The 21,599-nt window shown below is 49.0% G+C and carries 18 protein-coding genes; 2 read left to right on the forward strand and 16 right to left on the reverse strand.

Features of this window, described 5'->3' with window-relative positions; all coding sequences use genetic code 11:
* The first annotated feature begins 465 nt into the window (after positions 1–465).
* On the forward strand, positions 466–1,542 hold the full coding sequence (locus tag K8S19_12510) for a tetratricopeptide repeat protein (GenBank protein ID MCD4814498.1): 1,077 nt from the start codon (positions 466–468) through the stop codon (positions 1,540–1,542).
* Here K8S19_12510 and K8S19_12515 read toward each other — a convergent pair.
* Both K8S19_12515 and K8S19_12520 read right to left on the reverse strand, forming a co-directional pair.
* Positions 1,524–2,576, reverse strand: coding sequence for a DUF3078 domain-containing protein (locus K8S19_12515; protein ID MCD4814499.1), 1,053 nt, complete (start codon positions 2,574–2,576; stop codon positions 1,524–1,526). The two genes, K8S19_12510 and K8S19_12515, sit on opposite strands and share 19 nt — an antisense overlap.
* 269 nt (positions 2,577–2,845) lie before the next feature.
* A complete protein-coding gene (locus K8S19_12520; GenBank protein MCD4814500.1) occupies positions 2,846–4,945 on the reverse strand; it encodes a sodium-translocating pyrophosphatase in 2,100 nt (699 codons plus the stop codon).
* A gap of 344 nt (positions 4,946–5,289) precedes the next feature.
* On the opposite strand from K8S19_12520, the gene K8S19_12525 reads away from it, so the two are divergent.
* A complete protein-coding gene (locus K8S19_12525; protein ID MCD4814501.1) occupies positions 5,290–6,780 on the forward strand; it encodes a B12-binding domain-containing radical SAM protein in 1,491 nt (496 codons plus the stop codon).
* A gap of 10 nt (positions 6,781–6,790) precedes the next feature.
* On the opposite strand, the gene K8S19_12530 is transcribed toward K8S19_12525, so the two are convergent.
* From K8S19_12530 to K8S19_12595, 14 genes are all read right to left on the reverse strand, one after another.
* On the reverse strand, positions 6,791–7,240 hold the full coding sequence (locus tag K8S19_12530; GenBank protein MCD4814502.1) for a GNAT family N-acetyltransferase: 450 nt from the start codon (positions 7,238–7,240) through the stop codon (positions 6,791–6,793).
* Positions 7,241–7,329: 89 nt separating this feature from the next.
* Positions 7,330–8,178 carry an MBL fold metallo-hydrolase gene (locus K8S19_12535; GenBank protein MCD4814503.1) on the reverse strand — a complete coding sequence of 283 codons (849 nt, stop codon included), beginning with the start codon at positions 8,176–8,178 and terminating at the stop codon, positions 7,330–7,332.
* Between the two features lie 394 nt (positions 8,179–8,572).
* Complete coding sequence (locus K8S19_12540) at positions 8,573–9,016, reverse strand: PilZ domain-containing protein (GenBank protein ID MCD4814504.1); 444 nt, start codon at positions 9,014–9,016, stop codon at positions 8,573–8,575.
* Between the two features lie 26 nt (positions 9,017–9,042).
* On the reverse strand, positions 9,043–9,207 hold the full coding sequence (locus tag K8S19_12545; protein ID MCD4814505.1) for a hypothetical protein: 165 nt from the start codon (positions 9,205–9,207) through the stop codon (positions 9,043–9,045).
* A 29-nt stretch (positions 9,208–9,236) separates the two neighbouring features.
* Positions 9,237–9,971 carry a flavodoxin family protein gene (locus K8S19_12550; protein ID MCD4814506.1) on the reverse strand — a complete coding sequence of 245 codons (735 nt, stop codon included), beginning with the start codon at positions 9,969–9,971 and terminating at the stop codon, positions 9,237–9,239.
* A gap of 171 nt (positions 9,972–10,142) precedes the next feature.
* On the reverse strand, positions 10,143–10,856 hold the full coding sequence (cysE, locus tag K8S19_12555) for a serine O-acetyltransferase (GenBank protein MCD4814507.1): 714 nt from the start codon (positions 10,854–10,856) through the stop codon (positions 10,143–10,145).
* 348 nt (positions 10,857–11,204) lie between these two features.
* Entirely contained in the window at positions 11,205–12,851 is a 1,647-nt protein-coding gene (locus K8S19_12560; protein MCD4814508.1) for an Rne/Rng family ribonuclease, read from the reverse strand.
* A gap of 83 nt (positions 12,852–12,934) precedes the next feature.
* Positions 12,935–15,526 (reverse strand): TIGR03960 family B12-binding radical SAM protein, encoded by a 2,592-nt coding sequence (locus K8S19_12565; protein ID MCD4814509.1) that lies wholly within the window; start codon positions 15,524–15,526, stop codon positions 12,935–12,937.
* Positions 15,527–15,654: 128 nt separating this feature from the next.
* Positions 15,655–16,791, reverse strand: coding sequence for a rod shape-determining protein RodA (gene rodA / locus K8S19_12570; GenBank protein ID MCD4814510.1), 1,137 nt, complete (start codon positions 16,789–16,791; stop codon positions 15,655–15,657).
* Positions 16,754–18,559, reverse strand: a complete 1,806-nt coding sequence (gene mrdA / locus K8S19_12575; GenBank protein MCD4814511.1) for a penicillin-binding protein 2 — start codon at positions 18,557–18,559, stop codon at positions 16,754–16,756. The genes rodA and mrdA overlap by 38 nt, the downstream gene beginning before the upstream one ends.
* A 6-nt stretch (positions 18,560–18,565) precedes the next feature.
* Positions 18,566–19,117 (reverse strand): rod shape-determining protein MreD, encoded by a 552-nt coding sequence (gene mreD, locus K8S19_12580; protein ID MCD4814512.1) that lies wholly within the window; start codon positions 19,115–19,117, stop codon positions 18,566–18,568.
* Between the two features lie 2 nt (positions 19,118–19,119).
* Positions 19,120–19,938 (reverse strand): rod shape-determining protein MreC, encoded by an 819-nt coding sequence (mreC, locus tag K8S19_12585; protein MCD4814513.1) that lies wholly within the window; start codon positions 19,936–19,938, stop codon positions 19,120–19,122.
* A gap of 78 nt (positions 19,939–20,016) precedes the next feature.
* Positions 20,017–21,060 carry a rod shape-determining protein gene (locus K8S19_12590; GenBank protein ID MCD4814514.1) on the reverse strand — a complete coding sequence of 348 codons (1,044 nt, stop codon included), beginning with the start codon at positions 21,058–21,060 and terminating at the stop codon, positions 20,017–20,019.
* Positions 21,057–21,437 carry a hypothetical protein gene (locus K8S19_12595; GenBank protein ID MCD4814515.1) on the reverse strand — a complete coding sequence of 127 codons (381 nt, stop codon included), beginning with the start codon at positions 21,435–21,437 and terminating at the stop codon, positions 21,057–21,059. Before K8S19_12595 ends, K8S19_12590 begins: the two co-directional genes overlap by 4 nt.
* Between the last annotated feature and the right edge of the window lie 162 nt (positions 21,438–21,599).

The raw sequence follows: 21,599 nt of genomic DNA on the forward strand, positions 1-21,599 counted from the left end.
ATTATCAGTTTTCTTGAGTCGAGGGACTCTTTTTTATCCCAATTTGTCGCACTTGTAATTACAATTCACAATGTAAATACTGTTTTTCACAACATTTCGCACACAAATCCAGCAACCTTGAGCGCAGTCTGAAAAAGGCTGAACCCAAATTTTCTTTTAAAAAATACCCTTTCCCGACGTTTGGCTGCCTTGCTTCATTTTCCGGCCCGGCACGGTCTATGGCGCTTGCGACACGGATTTTCTGCATCTCTTACACGAGATGGGAAGCAAACGTAAAAAGACTTGCTTTCACGCATGGGGAAGATAGTGTACAATCAATGATATTGGCCGGGGAACATCAGGGGCAAACCTCTTTTATTTCAGATGGTTATGTCTACGCAACCGGGATCACTGAGACAGGTTGCAGAAAAAATCCTGAAGAAAAAACCAGCAATGACTTTTAGCATCCAAAAAGGAGAATGGTTCATGACCCAACGTTTGCTTATTTTATTTTTTACTCTTACCCTCACATTGACCAGTTTAACCGGCTGTTCCCCCAGCCGCAAATGGGCCGCCATGAACCGCGAGGTGACAAAATATTTTAACAGCGGTCAATATACCGACGCCACAAATGTTGCCGTCAAGGCGCTGGCCTATGCGGAAAAATCTTTTGGCAGCAACCACCTGCATGTTGCCACCTCATTGAACAACGTGGTTTTCCTCCATAATCTCCAGGGAAATCACGAACCGGCCCGGATTCTCCTGAACCGCGCCATTGCCATAAAAGAACTGGAACTGGGACCCAACCATATCGAAACCGGCATCCTGATGGTCCATCTTTCCGAAACATATCGTTTTGAAGGTAATTATAAAGAAGCCGAGGCTTTCGGCTTGCGGGCACTGACCATTTTAAAAACAAATCTGAATACTGTTGATCCGCGGGTGACCGAAGCGATGAATAATCTGGCTTTTATTTATGATGCTCAGAACAAAACCCAAAAAGCGGAAAAATTATACCGTGACGTGCTGGCTGCCCGCGAGCAGCAGCTCGGCAACGACAGTCCGGCACTCCAGCCTTACTTAAACAATCTGGAAAACATTTACCGCCGCCAGGGAAAAATCATGCTGGCGATCGAAGTATCGATCCGCTCTTTGCTGCTGGAAAAACAGAAAAGCAAAGCACTGCGGCATGATTATGTTCAGTCGCTGTATAACCTGGCCTCGCTCTATCTGACTTCCGGCCGCATCATGGAAGCTGAACCCATGGCACGCCAGGCATTGAAATTACACCGGGATGACTTGGGAAAACTCCACCCGCGTGTCGCGCTGGACCTTGATCTGCTGGCCCAGATTTTAATCAAGCAAGGCCGGAACAAAGAAGCCCTGCCGCTTTACCGACGCGCCCTCTCCATCCAAAAAAACGCATTGGACGTGGAACATCCTCACCGGTATAAAGTCACCAGCAATTACATTGCGCTGCTCAAACTGCTGGGTCGCACTTCGGAAATTCCTCCGCTGCAAAAAGAGTTGAAAAAAATCGAGGCTCAATTAAAAAGCGAATAAGTCATCCCGATTGCCAGCACTTCTTTGAGTTGTCTGCGGGTTGAAATATCTTTATCATAGGCCAGCTCAACACTCACATTCACATTGATATATTTTGAGATTACTGCTGTAAACACATTCTCCCAGCGAACATCAATTTGATCCGCAGCTTTCAAATTAGAAAAGAGTTCCAGCGTAGAGGTAAACAGCACAATATCACTTAGTTTGAGTTTGAGTGTCGATACCGATTCCAAACCAAGTTCACTCTTGATTTTCTCCAAGCCTTCTGTTGCCGGATCATCAGAGTAAACCACTGCAAATTCATCGCTCACAGTTTGATGCGCCGCAAAACCAAACCGGGTTTCAAACACATCCCCTTGTTGATATCCCAGTCCCAGACTCTCGGTAAAATAGCCCGGATCTAAAAAAGCCGAGACCTTGACAGGCTCCACTGCAGAGTAATCATACCCGGGCGCTATCTGGCTTTCCCCCTTAATCGCGGCATAGGGATTAATAAATTCCGCCACTTTATGCGTATAAACACTTTCCACCTTCACCGCATCATCGGATTTTACAAAATCAGCCTCACCGGTCTTGGTCTCACCATAAGCAAGTTTGCCGGAATTGGTCCATTTATATTTTTCCTGCTGATTTTCATATTTACCCTTGATTAAAAGCTGCCAGGTAAGATTGTCTTCCCCACCGGCACTCCAGTTATCAAATTCATTCTGAGAAAGATTAAGGTTGCCGATCACTTCCGGTTTCCACCCATAAGGTGATTTTGGCGCTTCTGTTGCTGCCGGTGCTTCTACTGCTGCCGGTGCTTCTACTGCTGCCGGTGCTTCTACTGCTGCCGGTGCTTCTACTGCTGCCGGTGCTTCTACTGCTGCCGGTGCTTCTACTGCTGCCGGTGCTTCTACTGCTGCCGCCGCTTCTACTGCTGCCGCCGCTTCTGCCTCGATAGGCGCTGCCACAACCTCTTCTGCAAACGTACTGCCAACCATGCACGGCAGCACCATCATAATACCGGCTAAAACAAGTAAATTCTTTTTCATTATTATCACCCCTTAATAAAAGATGCCGCTATTCTAAGTAGGACACCTGAAAAAATCCAGTCTTTTAAAAATTATTTCAAACAACAAAAACAAAATCCTTCCACGAATTAAAACACTTAAAATAAAAGATAAAAACATTAAATAGCCGATCCTGTTAGCTGCCGTATTTTTTAATTTAGACATATGTGTGTTTTTTTATAAAATAAAAAAAGGGGCGGAAAAAATTCCCGCCCCCTTTTAATCCTGCTTACCTGTTTTTTAGCCGCCGGTTAGAAAAATAAATTTCCCCATTTGACAAAAATCGGTGCCAAAACCAGAGACACCACACTCATCAACTTAATAAGAATATTCAGGGAGGGTCCGGAGGTGTCCTTAAAAGGATCGCCTACTGTATCACCCACAACAGCAGCTTTATGCGTATCTGAACCCTTGCCGCCGAACGCGCCGCCTTCGATGTGCTTTTTGGCATTATCCCAGGCACCACCTGCATTGGACATGAACAATGCCATCAGTACGCCGGTAACCGTCACACCTGCCAACAAACCACCCAATGCTTTAATACTGATAAAGCCCACGATCACCGGCACAACCACTGCCAGCAGACCGGGCATAATCATCTCACGAATCGCGGCGGTGGTTGAAATATCCACACACTTGGCATATTCCGCCGTGGCTTTGCCTTCCATCAGGCCGGGGATGTCTTTGAACTGACGCCGCACTTCTTCAATCATGGCCTGAGCAGCACGGCCCACGGCATTCATAGAAAACGAGCTGAAAAGAAACGGCAGCATACCGCCGATAAACAGACCGGCCATCACCACCGGATCGGAAATATCAATCGTTGTCAAACCCACCTGGGCTCTGAAAGCAGCAAACAGCGCCAACGCCGTCAGGGCTGCCGAACCAATGGCAAAACCCTTGCCAATGGCAGCTGTGGTATTGCCCACAGCATCCAGTTTATCGGTCCGCTCACGAACTTCTTTAGGCAGCCCGCTCATCTCAGCAATACCGCCGGCATTGTCCGCGATCGGGCCGTAGGCATCAACCGCAAGTTGAATCCCGGTGGTGGAAAGCATCCCCAGAGCACCGATGGCAATTCCGTAGAGACCGGAAAACTGATACGCCACGACAATCGTAACCGCGATCACAATCAAAGGCAGCGCGGTTGACTGCATGCCCATGGCCAACCCTTTTATAATATTGGTGGCACTCCCGGTCTGTGATGCCTGGGCAATACTCCTGACCGGTTTCTGATTTTCAGCAGTATAATATTCCGTAATCGCCGCAATCAGCAGACCGGCAGCCAAACCCACGACCGTTGCCAGCGCAATGCCCCACCAATGAAACGTTTTCGTTCCCACCGTAAACTGCGCAGGCAACATAATCTTAATTAATATAATCGTGACAACCGCCATCAAACCGGCGGTTAAAAAAGTCCCCATATTCAAAGCTGTCTGCGGATTCCCGCCTTCCTTGGTGCTGACGAAAAAAGTACCCACAATTGAGAACACTATACCGGCTGCGGCAATAATAAAGGGCAGCATGATGGCGTTAAGCTTCATGCTTTCATCCACCGCACCGATGGCGGGAATCCAGAGCGCACCCAAAACCATGGCCCCGATGATTGATCCCACATAAGACTCAAACAAGTCCGCACCCATGCCTGCCACATCACCCACATTGTCACCGACATTGTCTGCAATGGTGGCAGGATTGCGTGGATCATCTTCCGGAATACCGGCTTCCACCTTACCCACCAGATCAGCGCCCACATCCGCCGCCTTGGTATAAATACCGCCGCCTACCCGGGCAAACAAGGCGATTGAGCTGGCCCCCAGGGAAAAACCGGATAAAGTGTTAATAACAATCGCGGTCTCATTGCCGGCAAAGTTCCAGAGATTCGTATAAACGACCAGTAAGAGTCCCAGACCCAGGGTTGCCAGACCGACAACACTCATGCCCATGACCGCGCCGCCGCTGAAAGCAACGTTCAATGCGGCATTCAAACTCTTACGAGCAGCTGCGGTGGTACGGAAATTAGCGGCTGTCGCCACGCGCATTCCAAAAAATCCCGCCAATCCGGAGCAGATTGCACCGACCACAAAAGAAAGCCCGAGCATCCAGCTTGAATTTTCCATACCGGCATTGGCAAACCCCAGCAACAACGCGACCGCAGCAACAAATATCGCCAGCACCTTATACTCCCTGGCTAAAAAGGCCATCGCGCCATCGCGGATATGTCCGCCGATTTCCTTCATTTTATCCGTACCGCCGTCTGCTTTGTTCACGGATTTCGCTTTAATGTAAGCAAAAAGCAATGCAAGCACACCGGCCGCCGGAATTATGTAAATCATCATTTCCACACTCATGTGTTCACCCCTTCATTTTTTTTATTTTCATCATCGTATATTGTCGGTTCCCAACGAACCGTCTGTAACAGGAATATCCACCAGCAGCTTCTCTTTTCAATCGGGGAAAAAACGCAGCAAGCAGAAGGCAAGAAAAGAATTACTGTGAGAATTTTTCGCGCTGCATATTAACAAAGCCCATGGCAGAGAGTCAATAGTAAAATCCCCCGCGCCGTCAACATAGTCATATATTCCAGCCGCCATGCAACCATACTGTTTTTTATCAATCTTTAAACTCTTTTCAAATCAATACAATTCATGTAATCTGTGAATAGTACATTACTTATTTTTATTTGGAGCTATTCTTGAAAGTACTAATGATATATCCGAAATTTGCCGACTCATTTTGGGGCTTTAAGCATGCCCTTTCATTTGTTTTTAAAAAAGCGGTCACACCACCATTGGGTTTATTAACCTTGGCCAATCTACTGCCGCCTGAATGGGATGTTCGCCTGACCGACATGAATGTCCGGCGTTTAAAAAAACAGGACATTCGTCAGGCAGATCTGGTGTTCGTCAGTGCCATTCAGTTGCAAGCCGCCTCGCTCTCCCAAGTGATACGTTTATGCAAGAAATACGAGAAAAAAATAATTGCCGGCGGCCCTTTGTTCACATCAAATCATACACAGTATCCGGATATTCATCATTTTATATTGAATGAAGCGGAAATCACCTTCCCGCTTTTTCTTCAAGACTGGCATGCCGGGAAACCAAAAAAAATCTATACCACCTCTGACTGGGCCGACATGACTACCACACCGCACCCCCGCTGGAATTTGGTAAACACACAAGATTATTTTTTAATGACCATACAATACTCCCGCGGTTGTCCGTTTAATTGTGATTTTTGTGATATCACAAAATTGTTTGGAAATCGCCAACGCACAAAATCCACAGATCAAATTTTAAAAGAACTGGATCAGATCTATACAAGCGGTTGGCGAGACCAGGTTTTGTTTGTTGATGATAATTTCATTGGAAATAAACAGCAGTTAAAAAACGAACTTCTACCGGCCATAGCAGACTGGATGAAACATAAGCACTTTCCTTTTACATTTTATACCCAAGTCTCGCTGAATCTGGCTGATGACGACGCACTGCTCAGCCTCATGACTGCGGCAGGATTTGATACGGTATTCATTGGTATCGAAACCACTCACGAAGCCAGTTTACAAGCGTGTGCCAAGCATCAAAATCTTAAACGTGATCTGGTCGGCAGCGTCAAAAAAATACAGCGATCCGGGTTACAAGTACAGGGCGGTTTTATTGTAGGATTTGATCAAGACCCCCCCCACATTTTTCAAGATCAGATCGCATTCATTCAAAAAAGCGGTATTGTCACCGCCATGGTAGGTCTTCTCCAACCCCTTTTTGGAACACGACTGTATTCACGGCTCGAAAAAGAAAATCGCTTGTTGGAAGGAATTCCCGACAACAATACCGATGGGACGCTTTATTTCACACCACACATGGGAAAAAAAACACTTCTGACGGGTTATCACCACCTGGCAAAAACAATTTATAGCCCTGCAAATTACTATGCAAGAATACAAACATTCTTTTCCGAATATCAGCTTTGCGTCCCAAATGTTACACATAAAAACATCAAAACATTTATCATTTTATTAAAAATTTCCTGGTTTCTCGGTGTGGTGGGCAAGGAGCGTCAATACTATTGGCGACTATTTTTTCAGACCCTGTTCACCAAGCCGAAACAAATTCGTTTATACATGACCTTGGCGGTTTTTGGTTACCATCACCGCAAACATTTTGAACGTCTGGCCAAGACCCCCTAAACACACATATTTATTTACTTTCATCAAAATTTTCTGATTCCCGATTCTCCGGCCGATTGTCCTGGATCAGCATCCATTGTTCCGGGTTTGCCAACGGCCGAAATCCTTGCTTGGCATAAAACCCCTGTGCATCCGGTGTCCGCAGCATCCACTGGTAAACATACTTCAAACGAACATGACCGCGCGCATGCCCGATCATGGCACTGCCGATCCCCTGGCCGCGCAAATCCGGCATAATCACCACATCCATAATATAAGCAAAAAAAGTCCGATCCGAAACCACACGCAAATATCCGGCCAGTGCATCGCCATGGTAAGCCGCCAAAACCAGAGCGGAATTCTCCGCAGCAAATACCGCCTCAGCTTGCGTGATCCCTTTACACCAACGCATATCGCGCAGCAGTACCGTAACCGCAGTAAAATCAATCTGCTTGATATCATCAATAAAACGAATATCCATTATCTTATCTCCGGTTTTTCAAAATTTATACAATAACTGGAAATAATCATCCCGGAAAAAACAAAACAGCCCGCCACTCGGAGCGTGGATTATTTTTCCCGCTCGGCGCGGATGAATTTTAATGTTTTTTCAAATCCCGTCATAAAAGGCAAGGTAAAAAACTCCTTGTACTTTTTCTTAAGCTGTACCAGTTTCTCCGGATCATCGGCTGCATCTCTCAAGGACACAAAATACTCCCGCTGCTTAAGCAATCCGCTTCCATCCGTAACCGGCCCATGACCGGGCACCAATATCTCCACTGCATAGCGCGCAATCAGGTCATCCAGCACCAAAATCCACTTATCAACATGCGACCCTGCCGTTTCAAACATTGCCGGATGCCAGCCATTAAAAACCAGATCGCCGGTGACCAAAAGCTTACGTTTTTCCAGATAGACCACGGTATCATGCCGGGTATGTGCCTGCCCCATATTGCGAATATGTACCGTCTCTTCCCCCAAAACAAGCACCGTTTCTTCCCCAACCGTGATGCGTTCATCCGGCAGGCGCGTACCGGCATGAGATTGCCAAAAAGTATCCGTATAGTCACCTGCAATCAGTTGTGCCTGCGGAAACAATACGTTGCCCTTGATATGATCTGAATGGTAATGGGTGTTGACCACCATCACGTCTGCATCCGGCGCAACCTGATCACAATACGCTTTCAGCTGTTTTGACCACATGCCCATTTTGGTGTCCACCACCAGTACTTTTTGTTTATCTGCGGATATCAATACAATGCTGTTTCCCCCGCCCCCGATAAAAATCTGCAGCTGTTCATTCAACGGCTCAGCTTTACAAACCAGCAAGGGCTGCATTTTCCAACCAACAATCCCGATACCGGTCAAAATCAATACCACCAGCCCGGTGATGCTCCAGAGCGCTATTTTTTTCTTCATCACTTCCTCCTAAGCAAGACGGTCCCATTTTCTTAATAAAAATTCAAATTCCCGCTCTGATCCGGCATCCGGCATTCGCCGGACACAGTTCGCCGGACACAGTTCGCCGGACACAGTTCGCCGGACACAGTTCGCCGGACACAGTTCGCCGGACACAGTTCGCCGGACACAGTTCGCCGGACACAGTTCGCCGGGCAAGTCCACCGGGCAAGTCCACCGGGCAAGTCCACCGGGCAAGTCCACCGGGCAAGTCCACCGGGCAAGTCCACCGGGCAAGTCCACCGGGCAAGTCCACCGGGCAAGCGAGCTGAGAATTTACGGCAAGTACATTAAAAAATTATTTTCATGAATGGTTGACAATCATTTTTGACAGATGAGCTGCCGATGGTTTGACTTAGGACCCGGATTGGGTGTGATCCCGAAGACTGTACTCCTCGAGAAAAAATTTAAGTGCCTTCGCATCCTCTTTTTCCAGATCCAAAAACCGGACACCCACCAAATAGCGCTTATCCTTTTCCTGGCGGCACCAGACAACTTCGGATAGCAGGGCGATATTTTTCTCCGAGGCTGACATCGCAAGACTGTCCTGATCACCGGAAAAAATATCCTCAACATTGGGAAGCGCTATCTCAACCTTCAGGGTCTGGCCCGGTTTCAGGGACTCTTCCAATAAAATAGCGACGCCGCCAATCCCCAGATCGCGGGAAATACTTTGGCTTTTCTCGGCTGAGAAAGATTGTTCTACCGATTTAAAATAGTGGACTTTAAGTGCCAGTTGATACCGGACAAATTTCCGCCGCTCGGCAATGGTTTCTGCATTGTAAGAAGATTCGTTCATTGTTGTATGCAACCTTTATTGTATTTTCAAACCATTTCCCACATAACCAGTATCGTCTGATGGTCAACTTTATAAACATATTGAATCTCAAGTTCCCCCAGACATACTTTGGAACGTTCATTATACTTATTTTCCCTTTTAAAAGCAATCACCCTGCCGCTTTTTCCCAATACCGGAATCGTTGCCGGCATCCCCGAACAAATCCTTAAACCGCCAGACATCATTTCCCGTCTTCTTCTGACTGGCTATCCACGCATCGGATGTCAACTTGCGGCGAATGCTTCGGGGCCTCGAATTGTGCGGCAATCCAGGGATACTCTTCCCTGCGCCGCAAAAACCCGCGGCGCAGTTTCGAGACCAAAAAAGTCTCGCGTACCCAGGCACGGAAGGGATATTGTTTTTTCTGTTGTATTTGCTTTACCAATTTTTGGGCCAACCGATTTGCCTGCATAAAAACCTTTTTTTCTTTAATCAACCCCTTTTTGTCCCGGCATTTAGAGACACCCCATAATACGCCGACTGCATTGCCGCCGCAAAGCCAGACGGCTTGCGCGCACCACGCAGCGATCTTCCGCGTCATGGCCCGGTGACCGCCCACACAAATACCAATGCCGTATTTTCCACGCAATGCCTGACTGTAATAAAGAAATGCATGGCTACGGTCAAGGACCGCTTTGAGCTGCGCAGACATGTCAAAGGCATAATTGGGTGTCGCCAAAACCAGGGCATCGGCATCCACTATTTCCGGCAACAGCGGACTATAATCATCCGCCACGGGACAAGTCCCCAGCCGCATGCATTGCTCGCATCCGCGACAAAAATCCACTTTAAAATCCCGGACACTGTACACCACTGTTGTCGCACCCAATGCCTCGCATTGGTCCAAAAAGTGATTAAGCAGACGCAGGGTATTGCCTTGTGCCCGGGGTGATGCGCACAGCCCGACAATTTTCATCAGCTTACAACCTCATCTCAAAAAATACGCTATATTTTATACCGTTTGCCGCCCTTGATTTCAATTGCCTTCTCGTGCCAACGCGAACACGATGGGCAGCCTGCCCGGCGTATGCCGGGTAAGCCTGTGGATTTTTATCCTGTGAGCGCGAACACGATAACTCCATCCGTTTTACTCGCTCGGGAGTTCCTGCTCTAAAAAAGCTTCGATCTGTGCTTCTTCCTCTTGCATATGCTGCTTCTCAAACTCATTTTCCGTGAAACACTTTTTCTCAAGCATCAGCTTGGTCAATGCAATAATACGGTTATCCAGATGCCGCACCACATCTTGCACCGGGTCCGGCAACTTATCATGTTCCAACAATGAAGCCGGCCGCTCTCCGGTTGCCAAGCGGACGATCTTGCCCGGATTACCCACCACGGTACAGCCGGCAGGTATATCACGCACCACCACGGCCATGGTCCCAATCTTGGCCGCCTGACCCACGGTGAGCGCGCCCAGCACCTTGGCGCCTGCACCGATAACCACATCCGATTCAATAGTAGGATGCCGCTTGGCCTTTTTAAGCGATGTTCCACCCAGCGTAACACCTTGATAAATCAGTACCCGATCACCGATCACGGTTGTCTCACCGATCACGACCCCCATACCATGATCAATGAAAACACCTTTGCCGATTTTGGCACCTGGATGGATATCAATCCCGGTTAAAAAACGATTAATATTGGAGAGCATCCGCCCCGGGATTTTTAAATGAATCACCCAAAGAACATGTGCCAGACGATGCATCCAGATGGCATGCAGTCCGGGATAGCAAAAAACCACCTCCAACAAATTGCGTGCCGCAGGATCTTTGGAAAAAACCGCTTTGATGTTATCAAACATAACGTTCTCCCTTCAAACAATGGTCCTACAAACCTTTGGGTTCTCCACCGTTATCTTCAATCCCCCCGGTTTCCGCAAGCCAAAAATATCTATCCTACTGCAACTATTTATGATTTTGCATACCGGGTTGCTAAGTATCCAGGAACCGTTTTCAGCATTAGAATCGAATATATATTTCTACCATTCACCACAAGCCCAGCAGCAACCACTACTCTGTGCAGAGTATTTTCGTTTTCTAATGCTGAAAACGGTTCCTGGATACTTAGCACTTACCCGTTATATATACTTCAATACTATTTTGCAGCCGGGGCACCTAAAAATACCCATCATACCGACTTTACAAAATCATCATTCAGTACCAACAATCACAACATCGGTCAATGCTGAGACAATCTGCATTTCTTCCGGGTGAAGTTCCGGATTCACTGCAATCGAGAGCTTAATCTTCATCGCCATGGCCTGCTCTGTCAAAATCAGGCTGTTGCCGTGAGCTGCATAGTACGTCGAGACCTGGAGCACAAACGCGCTTTCTTTGGAAAGCCGCTTGGCCTTATCCAGCATGCGGCGCAAATTCAAGCGGATCGTCGCTGTCGAACGTACCCAACCCAATCCCTGACAAACCGGACAGGGTTCGCACAGTGTCCGGAGCAAAGACCCGCGCACCCGTTTCCGGGTCATCTCAATCAATCCCAGATCCGTAAGCTTGCGCACATTGGTTTTGGAGCGGTCACGCCGCACCACCCGGGAAAGCTCCTGATAGACCCGCTCTTTATGTTCATTAATACGCATATCAATAAAATCCAGAACAATAATACCGCCTAAATCCCTGAGCCGAAGCTGCCGCCCAATCTCCTGGGCTGCCTCCATATTGGTTTTAAAAATCGTCTCATCTTGTTTGCCGCGACCGACATTGCGTCCGGTATTCACATCCACAACCACCAACGCCTCGGTCTCCTCAATCACCAGGTAACCCCCGCATTTAAGCCAGACCTTGGGCCTCAAGGAACGTTCAATATCATTTTCAATGTTCAACACTTCAAACAAGGGCAGGTTGCCCTTGTGAAGTTCAATCGACGGGTTGATCGAAGACAAAAAAGAATCGAGCCACTTTTTAATCTGCCGTCCTTGTTTGGGCGCATCAATCACAATCCGCTTGTCCTCGCCGGTCATCACATCCCGCGCCACGCGGTGTAAAAGCCCTTGCTCGGCATGCACCAATACCGGCGATCCGGATTTTTTTTCCTTGGTCTTAATTTGCTTATAGAGGTTGACCAAATATTTGACCTCTGACTTGAGTTCCTTCTCCGTGGCATTGACGGCCGAGGTTCGGGCAATCGCGCCGAATCCCTTGGGCATGATCTTGGCCAGCGCTTTTTTAAGCCGGGAACGTTCTTTATCATCGGCAATCCGGTGTGAAACCCCGGTATGCTCAGCACCTGGAATCAAAACCAATAAACGTGCCGGCATGGATATCTGACCGGTCAAACGCGGACCCTTGGTGGAGATGGGCGCTTTTTCCACCTGAACTAAAATTTCCTGTCCTTTTTTCAAAAGATCCTGGATCAGACGCTTGGAGCGGCCGCCTTCCGATTCACGCCGGTTGTTGCCCATCTTCTTGGCACGATCTTCCGCCTCTTCCACACTCGGCGTCTCCTCGTGTTTGCGCGCCTTCTGGGCATTCATAAATTCCTCAATTGTGATGGAATCATCCATGATGTCCCGCGCATGTAAAAAACCGGCCTTTTCCAATCCAATATCCACAAAAGCCGCCTGTAATCCCGGCAGGACCGCAGTCACTTTGGCTTTATAGATATTGCCTACAATCGAGCTTGCCTCATTTCTTTCATAATAATATTCAGCCAGTTTGCCATCTTCAAGAAAAGCAATGCGCGTTTCAAACTCATCCTGCGACACCATCATTTCCCTGGCTTGTGTTGTCAGGGGTGTCAAAACCGGCCCATCTTTCCTGATTTTCCTTCTGGGTATTCTTGCCATCAGTTTATTCCTCTTTTCAAAATTCTTTTTAATCCGTCTCAAGGACGGTATTTTCATCTGCTTAACCGGTTCTCCCGAATTTTTCAGGGAACCACCACTTGATTGTCATGTCCCTTTCCTGAGGCCAACCGCGTACAGCGGACCTCCCATACCGGGACCAAACCTTCACTTAAATACGCAAGCACGGTCGGGATCTTCGCGGTCCGGGGTTGCCCCATCACATGCAAAAAACGCACCACCGGCAAAGATGCCTCCGTCTCCCATCGCATCTGACGAAGCGGGGTGCACAAATCAACCTCCACAGATCCTTTCTTGGACCATTGTGAACGCAGCACAGGTTCGGGACCGGCCAGGACCTTTATTTTCTTGGTAAGTTCAACACGCTGTTCTTCATCCAACGCAGGAAAGGTCACCGCATAGTCCCCGTGATTAATCTGGCTGTTCAATGCCGGGGTCACCAAAGGAATCTCCCGCGCCCCTTGTATCCGAATCCCTGCCGGCATTTTTTCATTTAAACGTCCGGGGATGATTTCAGGATCCATCCAGCGGTCCAATCCCATATCCGCCCATTCCTGCAATCCCGATACGCCCAAAGGCAAAGGCGGTCCGAATGCCAGTGCAGGTTGGGGATGAAACCCGATGGAATAATGCAAGGGTAAGCCTGCCCGGCGTGCCGCCCGGCGAAATAAATTGACCAAATCAAGGTGCCCCACAAAACGGATATCCCCGATTTTTTCATACAGCAGCCGGATACGCACACTCTCCCGTTCCGGTCTGACAAAGGGTTGTTGTGGTTTCAGCACCGGCGCTGACAATGCCTCGGCCGCAGGTTTGGGACAGTGCGCCGGGTCCTCCGCGCCGCAAACATTACAAATATTTTCCAACCGGCAATCCGGGGTTGCCGCTTCCTTGCGTGAACGCTCCCGTTCTTTCTTTAAATAAGCTGTTTGGATACCCATATCCAGATGCAGCCAGGGCAAAATCTCCTCTTGGGTACGTTCACGCAAAGCATACGCATCCGGATCAATCTTATGTTTTTCAAAAGCCCGAACCCAGCGTTCAAATTTGAATTCATCCCCCCAGGAATCAAACCGTGCACCGTCTTGCCAGGCAGAATAAATTACCGGCCACAACTTGCGATCGCCTCTGGCCAAAACACCTTCCAGATAGCTCCGGTTCAATTCCTCCCGGGTACGCGCACCGATCCTGAACCCCGCCGCTTTGGGCAATGTCTTTGCCAGATATTCCAGTCGCTGCCAGGCAACCTCCCGGGAAATCTGTGCTTCCCACTGAAACGGCGTATGCGGTTTGGGAACAAAAACATTGACGCTTAATTTAACCCGCGGTGCCCGCCGTCCGGATTTTGCCTGCTTGGCGGCATACGCAATCCGCCGGACCAATTGTGTAATCGCCGCAATATCCTCATCAACCTCGGTAGGCAACCCAATCATAAAATAGAGTTTCACCAGGTCCCAGCCTTCGGCAAAAACCTCACCGATATTTTTGGTAAAACCGGCTTCATCCATACTTTTATTAATCACACGCCGCAAGCGCGCGCTGCCGGCCTCCGGCGCAAACGTGAGTCCGGTCTTGCGTACCTGACGGACGGTTTCAGCCAATTCGGTGTGAAAGGAATCAAGCCGCAATGAAGGAAAAGAGAGCGCGATCCGCTCTTGGGATAACCGGTGCATCAGCGTACGAATCAACGGTAAAAGCTGGGTGTAATCCCCGGACGAGAGTGAAGTTACCGAAACTTCGTCATACCCCGTCTTGGCCAGCGCGTGCACAATCTGGTCCATAATGTCCTGGGCCGGCCGCTCCCGAACCGGGCGGTTAATCATTCCAGCTTGACAAAAACGGCAGCCGCGCGCGCACCCCCGAAAAAGCTCGGTCGTGATTCGGTCATGCGTCACACCCAGATACGGCACCAATGGTTTTTGCGGAATCGCAGGCGCCCAGGCAACCCGCCGGTGGATGGTCTCCGGCATGTCCTTCTCAACATCAATCCCGGTCAGGACGTCTTGGTCCGAATAGCGGGGATGGTAAAATGCCGGAGCATAGACCCCAAAAATTTTTCCCAATTCGCGAATGCGTGTTTGCCGGCTCTGTCCCTGAAGTGACTGGTTGCGCTCAATGATCTCACCGAGCACATCCTCGCCGTCGCCCAGCACAATAAGATCAAACACTGCCGCCAACGGTTCGGGATTGGAAGCACACGGCCCGCCGCCAATAATCAACGGATCTTCCTCACGGCGCGAAACCGCTTCTACCGGGACCTGACCCAAATCAATCAAATTAAGCACATTGGTATAGGACATCTCATGCTGCAGTGTAATACCGACAATATCAAAGCGCTCCAGGGGTGTGCAGGTTTCCAGCGAGCACAAGGGGATTTTTTCTTCACGCAGCAGCGTCTCCGCATCATGCCAGGGAGAATAGACCCGTTCGGCAAAAACATCATTTCGCTTGTTCAACAATTCATAGAGAATTTGAAAACCAAGGTAAGACATACCGATTTCATAGACATCGGGAAATGCCAGCAAAACCCGGGTTGAGACATTTTGAATGTTTTTCTTAATCTGATTCCACTCTCCGCCCATATACCGGGATGGTTTTTGGACGCGCGGAAAAACCCGTTCCCGCAAAAGCAGGCCGTAATCCGTTGGTTTATTCACAATTTCATTCCTTCAAATATATTTCACTGCCTTCCAGCAGGTTATTAACAAATTCATCAAGGGCCAACGTACTGATCAACAAAGTAAATAAAACGGTTGCGTGACACGAACCAATGGCCGCCCACAATTTATTTTACCTTGCGTCCGGACCAAATACTCATCAGGATGCCCACCACACTCAATGAAATAATCATGGATGAGCCGCCATAGGAGATAAAGGGAAGCGTCATACCGGTGACCGGCATCAGTCCCGTGGCCACGCTTAAATTAACGATCAACTGAGTAAACACAATCATGGTCAGCCCGATGGCTGTCAAACTACCATTCATATCACGCGCCGTTTTGCTCACCCGCAGCATCTGGAGGAGCAGAACCGTGAATAATATTAATACCACACTTACACCCAAAAATCCCCATTCTTCTGCCATCACTGAAAAAATAAAATCAGTATGATGCTCCGGCACAAAACGCAGCTGCCCCTGGGTCCCGGCCAACCAGCCTTTGCCGGTTAACCCGCCCGACCCAATGGCTATTTTGGATTGGATGACATTGTATCCGGCACCCAGCGTATCCGATGACGGATTTAAAAAAGCAACCAGTCTGCGCTGCTGATAATCTTTAAGCAGCATCCAGACCAAGGGCGAGGTCAATATCCCCGCCCCGACAATCATAAACAGGCGCTGCACCGGCACCCCCACCGTAAACAACATCGCAAAAAGCAGGGGCAGGAAAACCAGCGCCGTACCCAAATCAGGTTCCCGCAAAATAAGCACCATCGGAATCAAGGCCAGCAAAAAAGCGCCGAACAGCGTCTGCCAGTCACGCACTTTATCCTGACGTGATGCTAAAAATTTTGCCAGCACCAGGGTAGTCGCGATCTTGGCAAATTCAGATGGTTGAAAACTAAAAGGCCCTACAGCCAGCCAACGCTTGGAACCCGAGATCTGATCCCCGGCTGCCAGCAAAACCGCCAGCAGCACCACCAATACCCAATAGGCCGGTTGGGCATACCGCTGTATTAATACATGAAAATCAAGTGACGCAAAAAAGAGCATGCCCACCAAACCGACGGCAATCCAGACCAATTGTTTCAAATAAAAAACCGCCCCCCCGGTGTTGCTGAAGGTTGCCGCATAAACCATCGCAACACCAATCAAGGCCAGCACCAATGCAGGCAATAAAATTGTCAGGTCCATTTCCCGTGCCAGATGAACAGGCCGGGCCGATTTACTGCGCTTCCATGTCATCCTGGGATGGTATGCCAAAATAGGCCTCCAACATTTTTTTTGCCAGTGGTGCAGCCATCGCGCCGCCGCCGCCGGCATTTTCCAAATAAACCAGCAACGCCACTTCCGGTTCAGCATAAGGTGCAAAAGCAATAAAACCGGCATGGTCCTCACCATGCGGATTTTGTGAGGTGGCGGTCTTGCCTGCAACACGCACCCCTTGAATCCGGGCATTTTTTCCGGTCCCGCGCTTACTCCGAACAACACCTGCCATGGCTTTGCGTATCAGGTCCCAATTTTCCCGGGATGCATTGACTCTAAACATCACCTCAGGTTTAACCTCGTGAATCAAACGCCCGGATTTGCTCCGTACTTCCTTGAGAAAATGCGGACGATAGATCACACCCCGGTTGGCTGCGGCCACTGCGGTATTATATATCTGTATAGGCGTGGCCAAAATGTATCCCTGGCCAATCGACATCATGACGGTATTCCCGGGAAACCAGGGCATATTCTGGGTCCGCTCTTTCCACTGTGCGCTGGGTACCAACCCCGAAAGTTCATTGGGCAGATCAATTCCACTGGGAAATCCATACCCAAATGCTTTGGCCCATTTCCCCAGTTTGTCCACCTTGATGCGCAATCCCAACTGGTAATAATAAACATCACACGACTCCACCAACGATTTATACGCGTTTACATACTTATGCCCGGTATCCTTCCAGCAGCGATACGGCCAGGTGGATATCCAGAAAATACCCTTACAGTGAAACTGTGTCTTGGATGTCACCAATTTTTCTTCCAGCGACGCCAACAAGGTGACAATTTTAAAAATTGATCCCGGCGGATAAAGTCCCTGCACCGCCCGGTTGGTCAGTGGATAATTACGGTTCTGCCGAATCCGTTTCCACGCTTTGGGGGTAATCCCCCGGGCAAACTGATTGGCATCAAACGTGGGCGATGATGCCATGGCCAGAATCTCACCGGTACGCACATCACCAAGAATAATCACACCCCTTTGGCCTTCGAGGATCATTTCCGCTTTGGCTTGCAGCTCACGATCCAAAGAAATTACCAAATTGTGTCCCACCCAGGGACTCTCCCGGCCTAAAATTCCCATCTGCCTGCCCAGGGCATCCACTTCAATCTGAAGCCAGCCATTGCGCCCCTTTAAATACCGGTCATAAACTTTCTCCACACCCGACTGTCCGATAACATCTCCGCTTTGATACCCTTCGCGCAATGCAAGCGCCTGTTCCGAAATCTCGCCGACATACCCCAGCACATGAAACCCCAATTGCCCGAATTTATAACTACGCTGCGACTCGGTCAGCACTACCACTCCGGGAAGTTCGGGACGATGTTCCTCAATCAGCAAAGCAATTTCCCGCCCGACATTGCTTTTCAAACGGAGGGGTTCATAATACCGGAGTTTTCGTTGCTTAAGCTTTTTCTCAATCGCCTCAGGCGATATTTCTAAAATGGTTTGCAGCAATTCAAATATGGCTGCCCTTTTTTCCGGTTCACTTGGCAGGGCGGCCGGAATCATGGAAACCCCAAACGTAGAAACATTACCCACCAGCAGCTCACCATGCCGGTCATAAATCAATCCGCGTTGTGCCTTGATCGGGACCGGGCGCACCCGATTACGCGCGGAAAGTTCAAGATAACGCTCGCCTTGCACCAGCTGCAAATAAGCAATACGTACGCCGAGCAATCCCACCAGACCGAGAACAAGCATACCCAAAAATTTAATTCTTTTTTGAATTCGTTCTTCTTTGCGAACCAGAAATTGATCCCAGAGCATGCCGGCCTAGCCTGTCCGGGTGGTATTGGAAAAATGAGAACGGCCCCCGCCCTGGCCGCCAATGAAATTGCGGGCGACATTTTTATCCGGTATGATTTTTTTAAACAGCATAAAAACAAACGGCGCCATCACCGCGTGGTAGAGCGCCATACCCAAGGCGTTTCCAACCCATTGTCCTATATGAAATTGCGTCTCCAACAGCGTATTCATCCAGAAAAAAGTAAAAAACTGGTGTAAAAAAGTGAACAACATGACAATCGTAATTTGAGAAACAAGATTTTCCTGGAAAAATTTTTGACGCAGATAGAGTGCCAAATAGGTGATCCCCAGCAAGAGCAGGGCATTGAGTCCCAGGATGCCGCCGCCGGCGACATCCTGAAAAAGCCCGAACACAAACGCCGCCCAAAGCCCGGCTGTGTTCTGCCGGTACAGTGCTAAAAAAACCACAAACAAAAAAACTCCGTCGGGAGCCACTTCCCCGATACGCACATATCCGGCCAAGGTCGTCTGTAAAAGCACAAGACAAAAACCGATCAACGGAATAAAAAACCGGTCCATACTCACTCCTCGCCGGTTAAAATCAAAAAACGGTCTATCTGCTTAAAATTAATCCTCGGTTTAATGATGATGTCCAGCATCATACCGTTTTCCGACAGCTTCACCTGCATCACATCACCGATCGGCAGCCCCTGCGGAAACAGGCTGCTCAATTTTGAAGTTTCCACCACATCGCCGACGCGAACATCATCATCACTGGAAACATACAGTAATTTAAGAAACGGTTTGCCGGTCCCCTTCACCGTCCCGTTGACCCGGGAACGTTTGACCGATCCTGCCACCGAACTTTGAACATCTAAAAGAAGCATGACCGTCGCCGCATGGGTGCTCACTTCACCAATCCGGCCCACCACGCCAAAGGGGGTGATGACACCGGCACCGCTTTGAATCGCATCGTTGGAACCGCGATCAATCACGATCCGATCCAGCCAGCTGACAGGATCCCGCCCAATCAATTCTGCAGGAAGCAACTGATAGGGATTGCGCTTTTGATAGTTAAGCTCATGACGCAGCGCCGCATTCTCCTGCACCTGGGCCGCATAAAGTGTATTGCGCAGCGTAAGCTTCTCCGTCTTTCTTTTCAGCTCGGCATTTTCCTTGCGCAATTTTTTATTGGAATGAACCTGGGCAAAAAAACCGCGAACCCGCTTGGCCACGGTTGATGATGTTTTTTGAAAGGGAACGAACACAAAAAAAATACTATGGCGCAATGTACCGCTGAGCATACCGGGATTGCGCTGTGAGACCAACATTCCCAAAGACATGATAATCAACAGCGAAAAAATAATCTCCCGCCGCCATTTCCATAAAAATTCAGGCACATCGGCCTCCTGCACCACATAGCCTATGCGGCATGCGTATCATAGGCTGATAATTATTCACGATTCTTCCGCATCCGGTTAGAAATATTCCTTTTCGCCCACCACAACTTTTTTAAGCACATCAATACTTTCTTCCAAAACTTTTCCGGAACCCATCACCACACACGTGGTGGGATCCTCAGAAAGATTGACCGGCACCCCGGTGGCTTCACGCAGGCGAATATCCATGCCGCGCAATTGCGAAGTGCCGCCTGCCATAATAATACCGCGGTCAACAATATCCGCAGCCAGTTCGGGCGGCGTCCGTTCCAGGGTCATCTTGATGGTTTCCACAATCGCAGAGATTGGTTCCTCCAAAGAACCGCGAATCTCCTCCGACGTTATCTCCAGGGTTTTTGGCAGCCCGGTGACCAGATCACGTCCCTTGACCTCCATCTCCATCTCCTGCTTCAGGGGATAGGCGGAACCCATTTTGATTTTAACCGCCTCGGCTGTCCGTTCTCCGATTAAAACATTGTAGGCGCGTTTAATATAATTGATGATCGCCTCGTCAAGCTCATCACCGCCGACGCGCAGTGAACGTCCATACACAATGCCGCCCAGCGATATCACCGCCACCTCGGTCGTTCCGCCGCCAATATCAACAATCATATTGCCCGAGGGTTCATCAATCGGCAGTCCGGCGCCAATTGCGGCTGCCATCGGTTCCTCAATCAGATAAACTTCACGGGCCCCGGCCTGCTCGGCTGAATCACGCACCGCACGCTTTTCCACCTCAGTCACACCCGAGGGAATACATATAATAATACGCGGCTTCACCATGGCGCGGCGGTTGTGCACTTTGGTGATAAAGTGACGAAGCATGCGTTCGGTCACTTCAAAATCCGCAATCACGCCGTCACGCATAGGACGGATTGCCACAATATTTCCCGGGGTACGCCCCAGCATGGCTTTGGCTTCGTCACCCACTGCCAATACATTGTCCGTCCCTTTTTGTACAGCAACAATGGACGGCTCGCGCAGAACAATCCCCTCGCCGCGTACATAAACCAAAGTGGTGGCTGTTCCCAAATCAATTGCCATATCATTGGAAAATAAACCCATCAAAAAATCGAGAATCATTTCTTTTTCCCTTTCTGGGATTTCGTTTTTGGTTTCGCAATCTTTGCCGTTTTAACGGCCGCCTTAATAACAATTTTTCCGGAACCAGATGATTTTTTAGCTGTTTTCTTAACCGCCGGCTTGGCCTTTTTTTTCACTGCCCGTTTTACCGGTCGGACCGTTATTGCCGCCGATTTTTCTTCCGCCAAGTCTGCCGGCAACACGATCTCCGATTGCGTACCCTTGGCTGATGTATGTGTTTTCGCCGGCACTTTCTTCTTATTGAACAGTGACCTGAAAACCTCACCGATATCCTTGTCCGCCCATTCAGCGATTGCCATGGTAAAAATCAAAAACAATACCAACAAAACAGCCAAAATTCCAATGATTAACCCCACAGTCATGCCCTCCATAAAAATTTGCGCCAATTATACCAATGCGACCCTCATGCCGCAACAGGTTTTTTGGGGTTGCAACCAAAACCCGTTCTGTTATAATGTGCGCCTGTTATATATGAGAAGGAATTCTTCACCCAAAAGCCTGCCGGGCTTATGATTCCG

Source organism: bacterium (genome assembly GCA_021108215.1).
Taxonomy (GTDB): domain Bacteria; phylum Oederibacteriota; class JAAXVQ01; order JAAXVQ01; family JAUVAV01; genus JAIORK01.